The 15,273-nt window shown below is 55.4% G+C and carries 17 protein-coding genes; 14 read left to right on the forward strand and 3 right to left on the reverse strand.

Annotated elements, in window-relative coordinates; translation table 11 throughout:
- Positions 1-9 precede the first annotated feature (9 nt).
- From accC to CV945_RS03240, 7 genes are all read left to right on the forward strand, one after another.
- Complete coding sequence (accC, locus tag CV945_RS03210; protein WP_033009405.1) at positions 10-1,365, forward strand: acetyl-CoA carboxylase biotin carboxylase subunit; 1,356 nt, start codon at positions 10-12, stop codon at positions 1,363-1,365.
- Positions 1,366-1,375: 10 nt separating this feature from the next.
- Positions 1,376-1,780, forward strand: coding sequence for an Asp23/Gls24 family envelope stress response protein (locus CV945_RS03215; RefSeq protein ID WP_044743180.1), 405 nt, complete (start codon positions 1,376-1,378; stop codon positions 1,778-1,780).
- Positions 1,781-1,980: 200 nt separating this feature from the next.
- Entirely contained in the window at positions 1,981-2,373 is a 393-nt protein-coding gene (gene nusB / locus CV945_RS03220; protein WP_100659108.1) for a transcription antitermination factor NusB, read from the forward strand.
- 86 nt (positions 2,374-2,459) lie between these two features.
- Positions 2,460-3,314 (forward strand): bifunctional methylenetetrahydrofolate dehydrogenase/methenyltetrahydrofolate cyclohydrolase FolD, encoded by an 855-nt coding sequence (gene folD, locus CV945_RS03225; protein ID WP_033009410.1) that lies wholly within the window; start codon positions 2,460-2,462, stop codon positions 3,312-3,314.
- A 10-nt stretch (positions 3,315-3,324) separates the two neighbouring features.
- Entirely contained in the window at positions 3,325-4,671 is a 1,347-nt protein-coding gene (gene xseA / locus CV945_RS03230; RefSeq protein ID WP_044743181.1) for an exodeoxyribonuclease VII large subunit, read from the forward strand.
- Positions 4,668-4,898, forward strand: a complete 231-nt coding sequence (locus CV945_RS03235) for an exodeoxyribonuclease VII small subunit (RefSeq protein ID WP_033009414.1) — start codon at positions 4,668-4,670, stop codon at positions 4,896-4,898. Before xseA ends, CV945_RS03235 begins: the two co-directional genes overlap by 4 nt.
- Positions 4,899-4,901: 3 nt before the next feature.
- A complete protein-coding gene (locus tag CV945_RS03240; protein WP_033009416.1) occupies positions 4,902-5,795 on the forward strand; it encodes a polyprenyl synthetase family protein in 894 nt (297 codons plus the stop codon).
- On the opposite strand, the gene CV945_RS17000 is transcribed toward CV945_RS03240, so the two are convergent.
- The gene (locus CV945_RS17000; RefSeq protein WP_157807505.1) at positions 5,792-5,947 is read right to left on the reverse strand and encodes a hypothetical protein; all 156 of its coding nucleotides are present in this window, start codon (positions 5,945-5,947) and stop codon (positions 5,792-5,794) included. The two genes, CV945_RS03240 and CV945_RS17000, sit on opposite strands and share 4 nt — an antisense overlap.
- 70 nt (positions 5,948-6,017) lie before the next feature.
- On the opposite strand from CV945_RS17000, the gene dxs reads away from it, so the two are divergent.
- The 6 genes from dxs (at position 6,018) to spo0A (ending at position 13,708) form a co-directional block, all read left to right on the forward strand.
- Complete coding sequence (dxs, locus tag CV945_RS03245) at positions 6,018-7,910, forward strand: 1-deoxy-D-xylulose-5-phosphate synthase (protein ID WP_033009418.1); 1,893 nt, start codon at positions 6,018-6,020, stop codon at positions 7,908-7,910.
- A gap of 4 nt (positions 7,911-7,914) precedes the next feature.
- On the forward strand, positions 7,915-8,763 hold the full coding sequence (locus CV945_RS03250) for a TlyA family RNA methyltransferase (protein ID WP_033009419.1): 849 nt from the start codon (positions 7,915-7,917) through the stop codon (positions 8,761-8,763).
- Positions 8,764-8,843: 80 nt separating this feature from the next.
- Positions 8,844-9,293 (forward strand): transcriptional regulator AhrC/ArgR, encoded by a 450-nt coding sequence (gene ahrC / locus CV945_RS03255; RefSeq protein ID WP_033009420.1) that lies wholly within the window; start codon positions 8,844-8,846, stop codon positions 9,291-9,293.
- Positions 9,294-9,434: 141 nt separating this feature from the next.
- On the forward strand, positions 9,435-11,156 hold the full coding sequence (gene recN / locus CV945_RS03260; protein ID WP_033009423.1) for a DNA repair protein RecN: 1,722 nt from the start codon (positions 9,435-9,437) through the stop codon (positions 11,154-11,156).
- Between the two features lie 187 nt (positions 11,157-11,343).
- Entirely contained in the window at positions 11,344-12,639 is a 1,296-nt protein-coding gene (gene spoIVB, locus CV945_RS03265) for a SpoIVB peptidase (protein ID WP_082825805.1), read from the forward strand.
- Between the two features lie 289 nt (positions 12,640-12,928).
- The gene (gene spo0A / locus CV945_RS03270; protein ID WP_100659109.1) at positions 12,929-13,708 is read left to right on the forward strand and encodes a sporulation transcription factor Spo0A; all 780 of its coding nucleotides are present in this window, start codon (positions 12,929-12,931) and stop codon (positions 13,706-13,708) included.
- 128 nt (positions 13,709-13,836) lie between these two features.
- On the opposite strand, the gene CV945_RS03275 is transcribed toward spo0A, so the two are convergent.
- Entirely contained in the window at positions 13,837-13,989 is a 153-nt protein-coding gene (locus CV945_RS03275) for a YycC family protein (RefSeq protein WP_064502501.1), read from the reverse strand.
- A gap of 110 nt (positions 13,990-14,099) precedes the next feature.
- Between CV945_RS03275 and CV945_RS03280 the strand changes: the two genes are divergently transcribed.
- Entirely contained in the window at positions 14,100-14,828 is a 729-nt protein-coding gene (locus CV945_RS03280; protein WP_033009425.1) for a glycerophosphodiester phosphodiesterase, read from the forward strand.
- A gap of 58 nt (positions 14,829-14,886) precedes the next feature.
- On the opposite strand, the gene CV945_RS03285 is transcribed toward CV945_RS03280, so the two are convergent.
- A complete protein-coding gene (locus CV945_RS03285; protein WP_033009427.1) occupies positions 14,887-15,135 on the reverse strand; it encodes a DUF2627 domain-containing protein in 249 nt (82 codons plus the stop codon).
- Positions 15,136-15,273 lie beyond the last annotated feature (138 nt).

Here is a 15,273-nt window from a genome sequence, read left to right on the forward strand (position 1 = left end):
GAACGGACGATGATCAAAAAAGTGTTGGTGGCGAACCGCGGGGAAATCGCCGTCCGCATTATTCGCGCCTGCCGGGAGCTCGGCATTGAGACGGTCGCCGTCTTTTCGCAGGCTGACCGCGACGCCTTGCATGTGCAGCTGGCGGATGAGGCGTACTGCATCGGGCCGACCGCCTCGAAAGACAGCTATTTGAATTTCACCAACATCATGAGCGTTGCCACGTTGACCGGCTGTGACGCCATTCACCCGGGCTATGGCTTTTTGGCGGAGAACGAGGCGTTTGCCGAGCTGTGCCGCGAATGCAATGTCACGTTCATCGGCCCGAGCCCGGAAGCGATCGCCAAAATGGGGATTAAAGACATCGCCCGCGAGACGATGAGGGAAGCGGGCGTGCCGATTGTGCCGGGCTCGCGCGGCGTTATTGAAAGTCTTGAGGAGGCGCGGGCGATCGCCGCTGAAATCGGTTACCCGGTCATCATCAAAGCGACGGCCGGCGGCGGTGGGAAAGGAATTCGCGTCGCCCGCAACGAAGAAGAGCTCGTCAAAGGCATCAACATCACCCAGCAAGAAGCGGCGACGGCGTTCGGCAACCCTGGCGTTTATATTGAAAAGTATATCGAAGATTTCCGCCATGTCGAAATTCAAGTGCTCGCCGATTCATATGGCAACACCATTCATTTAGGAGAGCGCGACTGCTCGATCCAGCGCCGGCTGCAAAAGCTTGTCGAAGAAGCGCCGTCGCCGGCCCTTGACGACGACATGCGCCGGAGGATGGGCGAGGCGGCGGTCAAGGCGGCCAAGGCGGTCAACTACACGGGCGCCGGCACGGTCGAATTTATTTATGACCACCGGAACAAACAGTTTTATTTCATGGAAATGAATACGCGCATTCAGGTGGAGCACCCGGTCACCGAGCTCATTACCGGTGTCGATTTAGTAAAAGAACAGATCCGCGTCGCTGCCGGTGAAAAGCTGTCGCTCACCCAAGAGGACGTCTCCTTTAACGGTTGGGCGATCGAATGCCGCATCAATGCGGAAAACCCAGCGAAAAACTTTATGCCGTCGCCGGGGAAAATCGCCATGTACTTGCCGCCGGGCGGTCCGGGCGTGCGCGTCGATTCCGCCGCCTACCCGGGCTATACGATTCCGCCGTATTACGATTCGATGATCGCCAAACTGATCGTTCACGCGCCGACGCGTGAGGAGGCGATCGCCCGCATGAGACGGGCTCTTTCGGAGTTTGTCATTGAAGGCATTCATACGACGATCCCGTTTCACATAAAATTAATGGAACATGAGAAATTCCAAAGCGGCGAGTTTAATACGAAGTTTTTGGAGTTATATGATATTATGAAGGCGGAATAGGAGGTGCCTTATGTCTGAGCATGTCTTTGAAACAGAGCAAGTGTACCCGGCGCTCGGCAAGGTGGAAATTGCACCGGAAGTGATTGAGGTGATCGCTGGCATCGCGGCGTCAGAAGTCGACGGCATCGCGCAAATGCGCGGCAATTTCGCCGCCGGCGTTGCCGAGCGGTTCGGCAAAAAGCATCACGGCAAAGGCGTCAAAGTCGATTTGCGCGATGACGGGGTTGTCATTGACCTTTATTGCTTCGTCCAGTTCGGCGCGTCGATCCCGAACGTGGCGAAAAAGGTGCAGGAAAACGTGCGCCAGGCGCTTTGGAACATGACCGGCTTGGAAACGAGCGAAGTAAACGTGCACATCGTCGGCATTCAGTTTGAAAGCGGAAAACAGGAGCACGACGCCGTCGAACAACGGTGACAAAAACAGAAGGCAGCTGCTTTCGGAGCAGCCGCCTTTTGTTTTTTTCGTCAAAGTCTGTTATTGTAATGAACGAGGCCATCAGCGGAGCCGGCGGTGTAAAATCGGCAGCAAGACGGGCGACGGGAAGGGGCTGGCTTTTTCCGAAAAATATGATAAGATTTTAATATAAATGTTCGTATTTAGAGAGGGGGAAGGCAATGAAGCGGCATGAAGCGCGGGAAAAAGCGCTGCAGGCGCTGTTTCAAATCGACGTCGGGCACATTCCGCCGGAGGAGGCGCTGGCCAATGTGGCAGGAAGCAGCGAAGCGGATCCATTTTTGCGCCAGCTTGTACTAGGCGTCGTCGAGCACCAGGAGGAAATTGACGAGCTGTTGCGCGCCAATTTGGAAAAGTGGACGCTTGAGCGGGTGGCCAATGTGGACCGCACCATCTTGCGCATGGCGACGTATGAGATGAAGTATGCCGACGATGTGCCGGTGAGCGTCAGCCTCGATGAAGCGGTCGAGCTGGCGAAAAAATTCGGCGATTGGAAATCCGGGAGTTTTGTCAACGGCGTGCTTTCGAAAGTGAAGGCGGCGCTGCAAAAATAGGACAGGCCGCCGGCTGCGCAAGCTTTCGGCGTCAAGTCAGGCAAACCGATATGGATGGACGAACAAGGAGAGGGGAACGAGATACGATGACAGCACAAATCATCAGCGGAGCAGAACTGGCCGCAACGATTCGCGCCGGGTTGGCGGAAGAAACAGCGAAGTTGAAGGAAAGCGGCGTTGAGCCGGGGCTGGCCGTCATTCTTGTCGGCGACGATCCGGCGTCGCATTCGTATGTGAAAGGGAAGCAAAAAGCGTGCGCTGAAGTGGGCATTCGTTCATTTCTTTACACATTTCCGGCGTCCATCAGCGAAGAGGAGCTGTTGGCGAAAATCCGCGAACTGAACGGCGATCCGGCGGTGCACGGCATTTTAGTGCAGCTGCCGTTGCCGGAGCATATCCGCGAATGGTCGGTCATTGAAACGATCGCCCCGGAAAAAGATGTCGATGGCTTCCACCCGATCAACGTCGGGAAAATGATGATCGGCCAGCCGGCGTTTCTTCCGTGCACTCCGCATGGCGTTCTCGTGATGGTCAAATCTGCCGGCATCGACATTGCCGGGAAGCATGTCGTCGTCGTCGGCCGGAGCAACATCGTCGGCAAACCGGTCGGCCAGCTGTTTTTGCGCGAGCATGCGACCGTCACCTACGCCCATTCGAAAACGCCTGATTTGCCGGCCGTCACGCGGCAGGCTGACATTTTGATCGTCGCGGTTGGCAAGGCGCGTCTCATCGGTCCGGACCACGTCAAACCGGGAGCTGTCGTCATTGATGTCGGCGTCAACCGTTTGGAGAGCGGCAAACTGTGCGGCGATGTTGATTTTGACGCCGTCAAAGAAGTGGCGGGCTATATCACGCCGGTGCCAAAAGGGGTCGGTCCGATGACGATTACGATGCTGTTGCACAACACGATCGAAGCGGCCCGGCAGCTCGCCGTGAAGTGAGGCGGTTTCGATGGAAGTGAAATACGTCACCGTCGGGGCGCTGACGAAATACATTAAGCGCAAATTTGACGTCGACCCGCATTTGCGCGATTTATGGGTGAAAGGTGAAATTTCCAACTTTAAGCAGCATTCGCGCGGCCATATGTATTTTACCTTAAAAGACAGCCAGGCGCGCATTGCCGCGGTCATGTTTGCCGGCTACAATCAACATTTGCCGTTCCGTCCCGAAGATGGGATGAACGTGCTTGTGCGTGGGGAAATTTCCGTCTATGAGCCGAATGGGAACTACCAGCTATATGTAAAAGAAATGCAGCCGGAAGGCATCGGCCGCCTGTATTTGGCGTATGAGCAGCTGAAGCAGCGGCTCGAGGCGGAGGGGCTGTTTTCTCCCGTCCATAAAAAGCCGCTTCCGGCGTTTCCGCGCTGCATCGGCGTTGTTACATCGCCGACCGGAGCGGCGGTGCGCGACATTATGACGACGATCCGCCGCCGCTATCCGCTTGCGAAAATCATTTTGTTTCCGGCGCTCGTCCAAGGCGACGGGGCGGCGCTGTCAATCGTGCGCGCCATCGAGCGGGCAAATGAGTTCGGCGGGGTTGACGTGCTCATTGTCGGCCGCGGCGGCGGTTCGATTGAAGAATTGTGGGCGTTTAACGAAGAAATCGTCGCCCGCGCCATCTTTGCTTCGCGCGTGCCGGTCATTTCCGCCGTCGGCCATGAGACCGATTTTACGATCGCCGATTTTGTCGCCGATTTGCGGGCGCCGACACCGACGGCGGCAGCAGAACTGGCTGCGCCGCACGTCGGGGAGCTGGCTGAGCGGCTCGCCGAGCGGAAATGGCGGATGATCCGCGCCATGAAAGAACAGCTCGCTGCCAGCCAGGAACGGTTGCGGCGGCTTCAAGCATCGTACGCTTTCCGCTATCCAAGGCGGCTGTACGAACAAAAAGAGCAGCAGCTTGACGTGTTGCTCGACCGGCTCGCCCGCCAGCGCGAACGGTTGCTCGACAAGAAGCGCCAACAATGGCGTGAGCTGCGCCTGCGGCTGTGGCGCCATCACCCGGCGGCCGAGCTTGAGCGGATGAAGGAGCGGCAAAAAGCGGCTGCCGGCGCGCTTGAAAAAGCGATGCGCACCGCCTTAGAGCGCCATGCGCTCCGCTTTCGTTCCCATGTCGCGCGGCTTGAGGCGCTCAGTCCGCTCCGCATCATGGAGCGCGGCTACAGTTTGGTGTACAATGAGCGGCGCGAGCTTGTCAAACGAATCGGCCAGCTTCAGGTCGGCGAGCGCCTGTCCATCCGGATTCAAGACGGACAAGTCGATTGTCAAGTGACGGGAGTGGAGGAGAAAACAATATGAGCGAAGAAAAAGAGCTGACGTTTGAAGAAGCGATGAAAAAGCTTGAGGAAATCGTCGAACGGCTCGAGGAAGGAAATGTGCCGCTTGAAGAGGCGATCGTCTTTTTTCAAGAAGGCATGAAGCTGTCGAAACTTTGCCATGATAAACTGCAGCACGTCGAAAAACAGCTCGAGTATATGTTGCGCGAAGACGGTCAGCTCGTGCCTTTTTCGCCGGAGGAGGAGTAAGCGGTGGCGCAGCTTTCAGTTGAACAGTTTCTCAACGAGCAAAAACAGGCGGTGGAAACAGCGCTCTCCTGTTATATAGAGCGCTTAGAAGGGCCGGAGAAGCTGAAAAAGGCGATGGCGTACTCGTTGGAGGCCGGCGGCAAACGAATCCGTCCGTTGCTGCTTCTGTCCACCGTTCGGGCGCTCGGCAAAGACCCGGCGGTCGGATTGCCCGTCGCCTGCGCGATTGAAATGATCCATACGTACTCTTTGATCCATGATGATTTGCCGAGCATGGACAACGATGATTTGCGGCGCGGCAAGCCGACGAACCATAAAGTGTTCGGCGAGGCGATGGCCATCTTGGCGGGGGACGGGTTGTTGACGTACGCGTTTCAATTGATCGCCGAAATCGACGATGAGCGCATCCCTCCTTCCGTCCGGCTTCGGCTCATCGAACGGCTGGCGAAAGCGGCCGGTCCGGAAGGGATGGTCGCCGGTCAGGCAGCCGATATGGAAGGAGAGGGGAAAACGCTGACGCTTTCGGAGCTCGAATACATCCATCGGCATAAAACCGGGAAAATGCTGCAATACAGCGTGCACGCCGGCGCCTTGATCGGCGGCGCTGATGCCCGGCAAACGCGGGAGCTTGACGAATTCGCCGCCCATCTAGGCCTTGCCTTTCAAATTCGCGATGATATTCTCGATATTGAAGGGGCAGAAGAAAAAATCGGCAAGCCGGTCGGCAGCGACCAAAGCAACAACAAAGCGACGTATCCAGCGCTGCTGTCGCTTGCCGGCGCGAAGGAAAAGTTGGCGTTCCATATCGAGGCGGCGCAGCGCCATTTACGGCACGCCGACGTTGACGGCGCCGCGCTCGCCTATATTTGCGAACTGGTCGCCGCCCGCGACCATTAAAAGCGGAACGGCCGCCCTTGCTTCGGAGCAAGGGCGGCTGTGTTGCTTTTTTGCTTCCTCCCCATGATGGGTCTTTCATCTTCGCGCCGCGGCCATACAGTGGCGCCAAGGCCGGCGTTGGCGGCAAAAGTCGATTTTTCGTGGCGAATCATGTATAATAATACTACCTGTATTCTAGGGAATCGGCTCGGAGAATGACCGAATGAAAGCGAGTGATCTCATTTGGATTTGACGAAAATTGAACATCCGCGCGTGTTAAAAACGATGTCCATTCCGGAACTGAAACAGTTAAGCGCCGAGATTCGGCGGTTTTTAATTGAAAAGCTGTCCAAAACAGGAGGACACATCGGCCCAAATTTAGGGGTCGTCGAGCTGACGATCGCCCTGCACCGGGAGTTTGACAGCCCGAAAGACAAACTCATTTGGGATGTCGGGCATCAAGCGTATGTGCATAAAATTTTGACGGGGCGCGCCGCTGAGTTCGACACGCTCCGCCAGTACAAGGGGTTGTCCGGCTTCCCGAAGCGGAGCGAAAGCGAGCATGACGTGTGGGAAACGGGCCATAGCTCAACGTCGCTGTCGGCAGCGATGGGCATGGCGATCGCCCGCGATTTAAAAGGGACGGATGAATACATCGTGCCGATCATCGGCGACGGGGCGCTCACCGGCGGCATGGCGCTCGAGGCGCTCAACCATATCGGCCATGAAAAAACGGATATGATTGTCATTTTAAATGACAACGAAATGTCGATCGCCCCGAACGTCGGGGCGCTGCACAACATCCTCGGACGGTTGCGAACAGCCGGCAAATATCAGTGGGTGAAAGATGAGCTTGAATTGTTGCTCAAGCGCATCCCGGCGGTCGGCGGCAAGCTGGCGGCCACGGCCGAACGTTTGAAAGACAGTTTAAAATACTTGCTCGTTTCCGGCGTGTTTTTCGAAGAGCTCGGGTTTACGTATTTAGGACCGGTGGACGGTCATGATTTTGATGATCTGTTTGAAAATTTGCGTTATGCGAAGAAAATGAAAGGTCCGGTGCTCGTGCATGTGATCACGAAAAAAGGGAAAGGCTACAGTCCGGCGGAAAACGACAAAGTGGGAACGTGGCACGGCACCGGCCCGTACAAAATTGAAACTGGTGCGTTTGTGAAAACGAAGGAAGCCGGGCCGTCGTGGAGCGCGCTTGTCAGCGAAACGGTGCGCCGGCTCGCGCGCACGGATCCGCGCATCGTGGCCATTACGCCGGCGATGCCGGTCGGATCGAAGCTGGAAGGGTTTGCAAGCGAATTTCCGGATCGGATGTTTGATGTCGGCATTGCCGAACAGCATGCGACGACGCTGGCGGCCGGGCTGGCGACGCAAGGGATGAAACCGTTTTTGGCCATTTATTCGACGTTTTTGCAGCGCGCGTACGACCAAGTCGTCCATGACGTATGCCGGCAAAACTTAAACGTCTTTTTCGCCATTGACCGCGCCGGGCTTGTCGGCGCCGACGGCGAAACGCACCAGGGGGTGTTTGACATCGCCTTTTTGCGCCATGTGCCGAACTTGGTGCTGATGATGCCAAAAGATGAAAATGAAGGCCAGCACATGGTGTATACGGCTATCCGCTACGATGACGGGCCGATTGCCATGCGTTTCCCGCGCGGAAACGGCCTGGGCGTTCCGCTTGACGAGGAGCTGAAAGAGATTCCGATCGGCACGTGGGAAGTGCTGCGCGATGGCCGCGATGCGGCGATCTTGACGTTTGGGACAACGATCTCCATGGCCCTTGAGGCTGCCGACCAATTGGCGAAAGAAGGCGTCTCGGTCAAAGTCGTCAACGCCCGCTTTATTAAGCCGATGGACGAAGCGGTGCTGCTTGAACTGCTCGAAAGCCGCCTGCCGATTTTGACGATCGAGGAAGCTGTGCTGCAGGGCGGCTTTGGCAGCGCCGTGCTTGAATTTGCCCATGACCGCGGCTACCATCAGGCGGTGATCGAGCGGATGGGCATCCCTGACCGGTTTATTGAGCACGGAAGCGTCAGCGAGCTGCTGCGCGAAATTGGGCTGACAGCCGCGCATATCGTTGACCGCATTAAAACGATGGCGCCAAGAAAACAGAAAAGGGCTTGAGACGATGAAAGGGAAAAAAGAACGGCTCGATGTGCTGCTTGTTGAACGCGGGCTGGCGGAAACGCGTGAAAAAGCGAAGCGGGCGATCATGGCCGGCCTCGTCTACTCGAACGACATCCGGCTCGACAAGCCCGGAGAGAAAGTGCCAACGGATATCCCGCTTGAAGTGAAAGGCAACCCGCTCCCGTACGTCAGCCGCGGCGGCTTGAAGCTCGAAAAAGCGTTGCGCGAATTTCAGATCAGCGTTAAAGGAAAAATTGTCCTCGATATCGGCGCCTCGACCGGCGGCTTCACCGATTGCGCCTTGCAGCATGGGGCGAAACTGTCCTATGCGGTCGATGTCGGCTACAACCAGCTCGCCTGGAAGCTGCGTCAAGATGAGCGCGTCGTCGTCATGGAGCGGACGAACTTCCGCTACGCGACGCCGGATTTGTTTACAAAAGGGCTGCCGGAAGTGGCGGTCATCGATGTGTCGTTTATTTCACTTCGGCTCATTTTGCCGGTCGTCAAGACGGTCATCGTTCCAGGCGGCGATGTTATTGCGCTTGTCAAACCGCAGTTTGAAGCAGGGAAAGAAAAGGTTGGCAAAAAAGGAATCGTCCGCGATCCGGCCGTTCATCGCGACGTGCTGGAGTCGATCGTTCAGTTTGCCTGCGCGGAACGGTTCGATGTTCTTCATTTGTCGTACTCGCCGATCACCGGCGGCGACGGCAATATCGAGTTTTTGCTTCATGCCGTCTATTCCGGCGAAGAGCGGGAAGGCGAAAACCGGCTCGCCAAGCCGATTGCAGACGTCGTCAGCGAAGCGCACGCCCGCCTCAGCCTTAAAGAGGGGGAAGAAAACGGCGCCTAAGCAACCGTCGGAAAGAAGTCCCGCCCCCAGCCGGACGGGGCCGCGACTGCGCATCTTAGGGAACGAGGAGGTGGCGCGATTTGAACAAAGGGCAAAGGCATATTAAAATTCGCGAGATTATCATGAACAACGACATCGAGACGCAAGACGAGCTGGTCGACCGGCTGAGGGAAGCCGGCTTCAACGTCACACAGGCGACCGTCTCGCGCGACATTAAGGAGATGCAGCTTGTCAAAGTGCCGATGGCCAACGGCCGCTATAAGTACAGCCTTCCGTCCGATCAGCGCTTCAACCCGCGGCAAAAACTGAAGCGGGCGCTCGTTGACGTGTTCATTAAGCTTGACGGAACCGGAAACTTGCTCGTGCTGCGGACGCTGCCGGGCAACGCCCACGCCATCGGCGTTCTGCTCGATAACTTGGACTGGGACGAAATCGTCGGTACGATTTGCGGCGACGATACGTGTTTAATCATCTGCCGGACGCCAAAAGACGCCAAAAAAGTGTCGAACCAGCTGCTGTCCATGCTTTAACCGAGGACCGGCCCGACTTTCCTCTGCGTCAGAGAGAGGAACAAACGGGGACGGTCCTTTGTTGGAATGTGAACACGTGTTTTATCATTAAGGCAGCCTGGACAAGGCAGGCGCCATTCCAGCGTTCAAGGGGAGGATGGAATGCTCGCTGAACTGTCGATTAAAAATTTCGCGATTATCGAATCGCTCTCGTTGTCGTTTGATAAAGGGCTGACGGTGTTGACGGGCGAAACAGGGGCCGGCAAGTCGATCATCATCGACGCCATTCATTTGCTCATCGGCGGGCGCGGTTCGTCTGAGTTCGTCCGTTTCGGCGCAGAGAAGGCCGAAATCGAAGGGCTGTTTTTGCTTGATGACGACCGCCATCCATGCTGCCAAAAATGTGCGGACATTGGCGTTGATGTCAGCGATGGGATGGTGGTGCTCCGCCGCGACATTTTGGCGAGCGGCAAAAGCATCTGCCGCATCAACGGCAAGCTCGTCACCACCGCCGTGCTGCGCGACATCGGTTCGACGCTCGTCGATATTCACGGTCAGCATGAGCATCAAGAGCTGATGGATCCATCCCGCCATCTGCCGCTTCTCGATGAGTTTGGCGGCGCGGAAACGGCGGCGGCGCTGGCGCGTTATCGCGCTCTGTATGAAGAGCGTGAAGCGTTGGTAAAAAAGTTGAAAAAGCTGAGTGAAAATGAGCAGCAAATGGCGCATCGGCTCGATTTGCTGACGTTTCAGCTGCGCGAAATCGAACAAGCCGGGCTCGAGATTGGCGAAGACGAGCGGCTGATGGAAGAAAAAGTGCGGATTGTGAATTTCCAAAAAATTTATCAAGCCATTCAGCATAGCTACGAAGCGCTCGCCGGCGAAGGACGCGGCTTGGATTCGGTCGGCCAGGCGATGGGACATCTCGAGGACGTCGCCGCGATGGACGCGGAACTTAAAGAGGCGCATGAAATGGTGGCCAACAGCTACTATTTGCTCGAGGAAGTCATGTATAGGCTGCGCGACCAACTTGAGGAGCTTGAATACGATCCGATGCGGCTTGACGCCATTGAAAGCCGCCTCGCGGAAATCCAGCAATTAAAACGGAAGTACGGAGCGACGATCGCCGATATTTTGCAGTATGCCGAAGCGATCGCCGAAGAAATCGAGACGATTGAAAACCGCGACATGCATGTGCACGACCTCGAGCGGCAGCTTGCCGACGTGACCGGCAAATTGCTTGCCGAGGCGAAAAAGGTGACCAGCATCCGCCAGGCGTACGCCCGGCAGCTGATTGAGCGCATTCAGCAAGAATTGAAAGATTTGTACATGGAAAAAACGCAGTTTGACATCGTCTTCGCCAAACGCGAAGGCCCGCTCGACGCCCCGTTGGTCGACGGCGTGCCGGTCAAATTTGCGGAAGACGGCATCGATGTTGTTGAATTTTACCTGTCGACGAACGTCGGCGAGCCGCTGAAGCCGCTTGCCAAAACTGCTTCAGGCGGCGAGCTGTCGCGCATTATGCTCGCATTGAAGACGATTTTTTCGAAACACCAAGGCGTGACATCGATTATTTTTGATGAAGTCGACACCGGCGTCAGCGGCCGGGTCGCCCAGGCGATCGCCGAAAAAATTTACCGCATCGCCAGCCAGTCGCAAGTGCTTTGCATTTCCCACCTGCCGCAAGTCGCCGCCATGGCGGACACGCATCTGTTGATCGTGAAGGAAACGGACGGAACGCGGACCAAAACGGCCGTGAAAAAGCTCGACGAGGAGGAGAAGGTGAAGGAAATCGGACGGATGATTTCCGGCGTGGAGATGACCGAACTGACGAAGCAGCATGCCAAAGAGCTGCTCGAGCTGGCGGCGAAAATGAAGCGATAGCCTTGCTGTCCGCCCCCCGTCGGGCCGTTGCCCCCGCTGCGAGGCAATGGGCTGCCCGGATGAAAGTCCATCCAATCCGGGCAGCTTTTTTTATAAGCGTTGCGATTATATTTTCCCCTGTTCAGGCAAAATTAAAACTGTAACCGTTTTTGTATGGTGTAGGCGGGAGCGAGGAGAGTGAACGACATTGAAGAAAGAAATGGCCCGAAACATAGCAGGAGTGCTTCTCCTAGGCATGCTGATGGCGATCGGTTTTGCCAAACCGATGAAAGAATATTGGCAAATTCCAAAGCAGCTTGTGCTGTTTGAAGGCGATACGGTCGAATTTCGGGCGTCATCCCTTCCGGTGCAAGCGGCCGTCCATGACCGAAACGCTCCCGAAACGCTCAATGTTGAGCAAAAAAACGGTTCGTTGTCTGTAAAGGCGAAACAGCGCGGAGAAGAAACGTTGATTTTGCAGGTCGCCGGAATGCCGATTAAACAAGTGGATGTCAACGTGCTGCCGACGCTGAAAGTCATCCCCGGCGGGCAATCGATCGGCGTCAAACTCAATACGGTTGGGGTGCTTGTGGTCGGCTACCACTTAGTCGAAACAGAAAACGGAAAGAAGTCCCCGGGGGAGGCGGCCGGCATCCAAATCGGCGACGTGATCACCGCCATTAACGGGCAAAAAATTGAAAACATGAGCGATCTCTCCCCTTTCATTGAGGAAGCCGGCAAAACCGGAAAACCGCTTCATCTCACCATTCTGCGCGATCAGCACTCCGTCACAGCGAAGCTCGTTCCGCTGAAAGACAAGCATGACGACGTGTACCGCATCGGCTTGTATATCCGTGATTCCGCCGCCGGCATCGGGACGATGACGTTCTATGACCCAAAATCGAAAACGTACGGTGCGCTCGGCCATGTCATTTCCGACATGGATACGAAAAAGCCGATTTTGGTGCAAAATGGGCAAATTATGCGCTCGACCGTCACCTCCATTGAAAAAGGGACGAGCGGCAACCCAGGCGAAAAGTTAGCCCGCTTCTCCGATGGCGAAGAGGTGATCGGCACGGTGACGAATAACAGTCCGTTTGGCATTTTTGGTAAACTGACAAAGCCATTGCCGGACAGCCCATTCACGAAACCGATTCCGATCGCTTTGGCCAGCCAGGTGAAAGAAGGACCGGCAAAAATATTGACAGTGGTCGAAAACGACAAGGTGGAGCAATTTGATGTTGAAATTGTCAGCAACGTTCCACAAAAGTTTCCAGCCACAAAAGGACTCGTCATCCGCGTCACCGATCCGCGCCTGCTCAAGAAAACGGGCGGCATCGTTCAAGGCATGAGCGGCAGCCCGATCATTCAAGACGGCAAACTTGTCGGTGCGGTGACGCATGTGTTTGTCAACGATCCGACATCGGGATACGGCGTCCATATTGAATGGATGCTGCAAGAAGCAGGAATCGATCTATATGGCCGTCAAAAAAAGGCGAGCTGACCGCGAGTCAGCTCGCTTTTTTGCAGCCCAAAAATTTTTCAAAAAAGACGGCAAATATTTTGCCGATTGGGCATAGATATTTGGTGAAACATCCGTTAAAATGGAACATGTAAAGATTTTTCGACAAATACATGGTTAAAAAAACGAATATTGTCTAAAGAGCTCATCTTTTGCTATAATTTTTATTTTGCGTTAATTTGTGAAAAAGAAAAGGATTTTTTGCTGCTGCTGTCGAATGTACGTTAACGGAAAGTTACATAGGAAAAAAATGTGGGGGAGGACGATCAAGTTGAGCATTAAAGTGTGCATTGCCGACGATAATCGCGAATTGGTGTCATTGCTTGATGAATATATTTCGAGCCAGCCGGACATGGAAGTGATCGGCACGGCGTACAACGGCCAGGACTGCCTGCAGATGCTTGAGGAAAAGCGGCCGGATATTTTGCTGTTGGACATCATTATGCCGCATTTGGACGGACTGGCTGTTTTGGAGAGAATCCGCGCCGGCTTCGAACATCAGCCCAATGTCATTATGCTGACGGCGTTCGGCCAGGAAGACGTGACGAAAAAGGCGGTTGAACTCGGGGCTTCCTATTTCATTTTAAAGCCGTTTGACATGGAAAACTTAGTCCACCATATTCGGCAAGTTTACGGCAAAACGACGCCGGTTGTGAGGAAAGCAGCCCCGGCGCCCCAAGTGCGCAACAACAAGCCGAAAAACTTGGACGCGAGCATTACGAGCATCATCCATGAAATCGGCGTTCCAGCCCACATTAAAGGCTATTTGTATTTGCGCGAGGCCATTGCCATGGTCTATCACGACATCGAGCTGCTCGGCTCGATCACGAAAGTGCTGTACCCGGACATCGCCAAAAAATACAACACAACGGCAAGCCGGGTCGAACGGGCGATCCGCCATGCGATCGAAGTCGCCTGGAGCCGCGGCAATCTCGAATCGATCTCATCGCTGTTCGGCTATACGGTCAGCGTCTCGAAAGCCAAACCGACCAACTCCGAATTCATCGCCATGGTGGCCGACAAACTGCGGCTTGAGCATAAAGCGTCATAAAGGGCGGAACGCGGTGAAGGCAAAAGAGGCGGGCCGAAAAAGCGGTTGACCGGCTTTTTGGCGCCGGCCTTTTTTGCGGCCGGGCGCCTACTCGAAACGCCAAGCCACCCGTTGATGAGGGCGGGCCGCTACGGTTCGTCATGCTCTGTTTCCTTTTTCTCAAGTTCGAGCAATTTTTTCATCAAAATATGCGGCGGCATGTGCATCACTTGCTCGATCGGCACGCCGAGCGCTTTTGCCAGCTTTTGCGCCGTCTCCAAGGAAATTTTCAGCGGCTGCATCATCTTCCCCTCCAGTGCCTCATACATTACTTTTAGTATAACCGATCACTGCCGCATTCGGCCAGCTTTGTCGGCCAAATGGCGAATTATATGGGAAAGGAAGAAACGGTATGACATATATTTTTGCCCACCGCGGAGCGGCGGGAACCCATCCGGAAAATACGATGGCAGCGTTTGAAGAAGCGCTGAAGGCGGGGGCGGATGGCATTGAGCTCGATGTGCAGCTGACGAAAGACGGCGAACCGGTCGTCATTCATGACGAAACGGTCGACCGGACGACGGACGGCAGCGGCTGGGTCAAAGACATCCTATACCGCGAACTCCGCAAGTTCAACGCAGCAGCGAAATGGGACGGCCGTTACGGCCATTGCCCGATTCCCCATCTCGAGGAAGTGCTCGCCTGGCTGGCGCCGACACGGCTTTTAGTCAACATTGAGCTGAAAAACAGCCTCGTGGCTTATGAAAGGCTTGAGCAAAAGGTGATCGCCGTTGTGCGCCGCTATGGGCTCGAGAACCGGACGATTTTCTCGTCGTTCAACCATAACAGCATGCGTCTTTGCCGCCAGTTGGCGCCGGAGATCGAAACGGCGCTTCTTTATATGGAGCCGCTCTATGACCCGTGGACGTATGTGCAGGCGATGAACGCAGGCGGGGTGCATCCGTACCACCGAACGGTGACGGCGGACTTCGCCGCGGATGCGCGGCGCCGCGGCGTCGCAGTCCGGCCCTTTACGGTGAACAAGCCGAAAACGGCGAAGACGATGTTCGCCTATAAAGTGGATGCGATTTTCACCGACTATCCGCGTCAAGCGAAGGAATGGAAGGAGAAAACGCCTTAACGAAAACCGTTAAGGCGTTTTTTGGCTTGCCTTGAAATGGATGGTTTCTAATTCCGAATCAAGGCGTTTTTCGTTTTCGTTGAAAACGCGCCTGCACTTTGTTCCGTTTTCGGTCGCGGTGCAGCAAAAACCCGCCGATAAACGCCAACCCGGCCGCAAACAGCACAAGCCCGGCGAGAAATTGCAGCCATAAGGCGGCAAACGGCGGCTGCATGATGCCAAACAACGCATCGCGCATCCATTTAATGCCGAGCGCCGCCGCCAGCCCCGGAACGACTAAAATGAACAGCGCAATCATTCGCCCCATCGCGATCGCGTCCCTTTCCCAGCAGAAATCACTTCACCGATTATCATAACCGTTATCCGTCATTTGTCAAGGAACGAAAAAGCGGGTATGATAAAACTGTCTGCAAAATTTGGCATAGGACGAAATGTGGGGGAACAG

It is taken from the genome of Geobacillus sp. Manikaran-105 (assembly GCF_002809955.1).
In the GTDB taxonomy this organism is placed as follows: domain Bacteria; phylum Bacillota; class Bacilli; order Bacillales; family Anoxybacillaceae; genus Geobacillus; species Geobacillus thermophilus.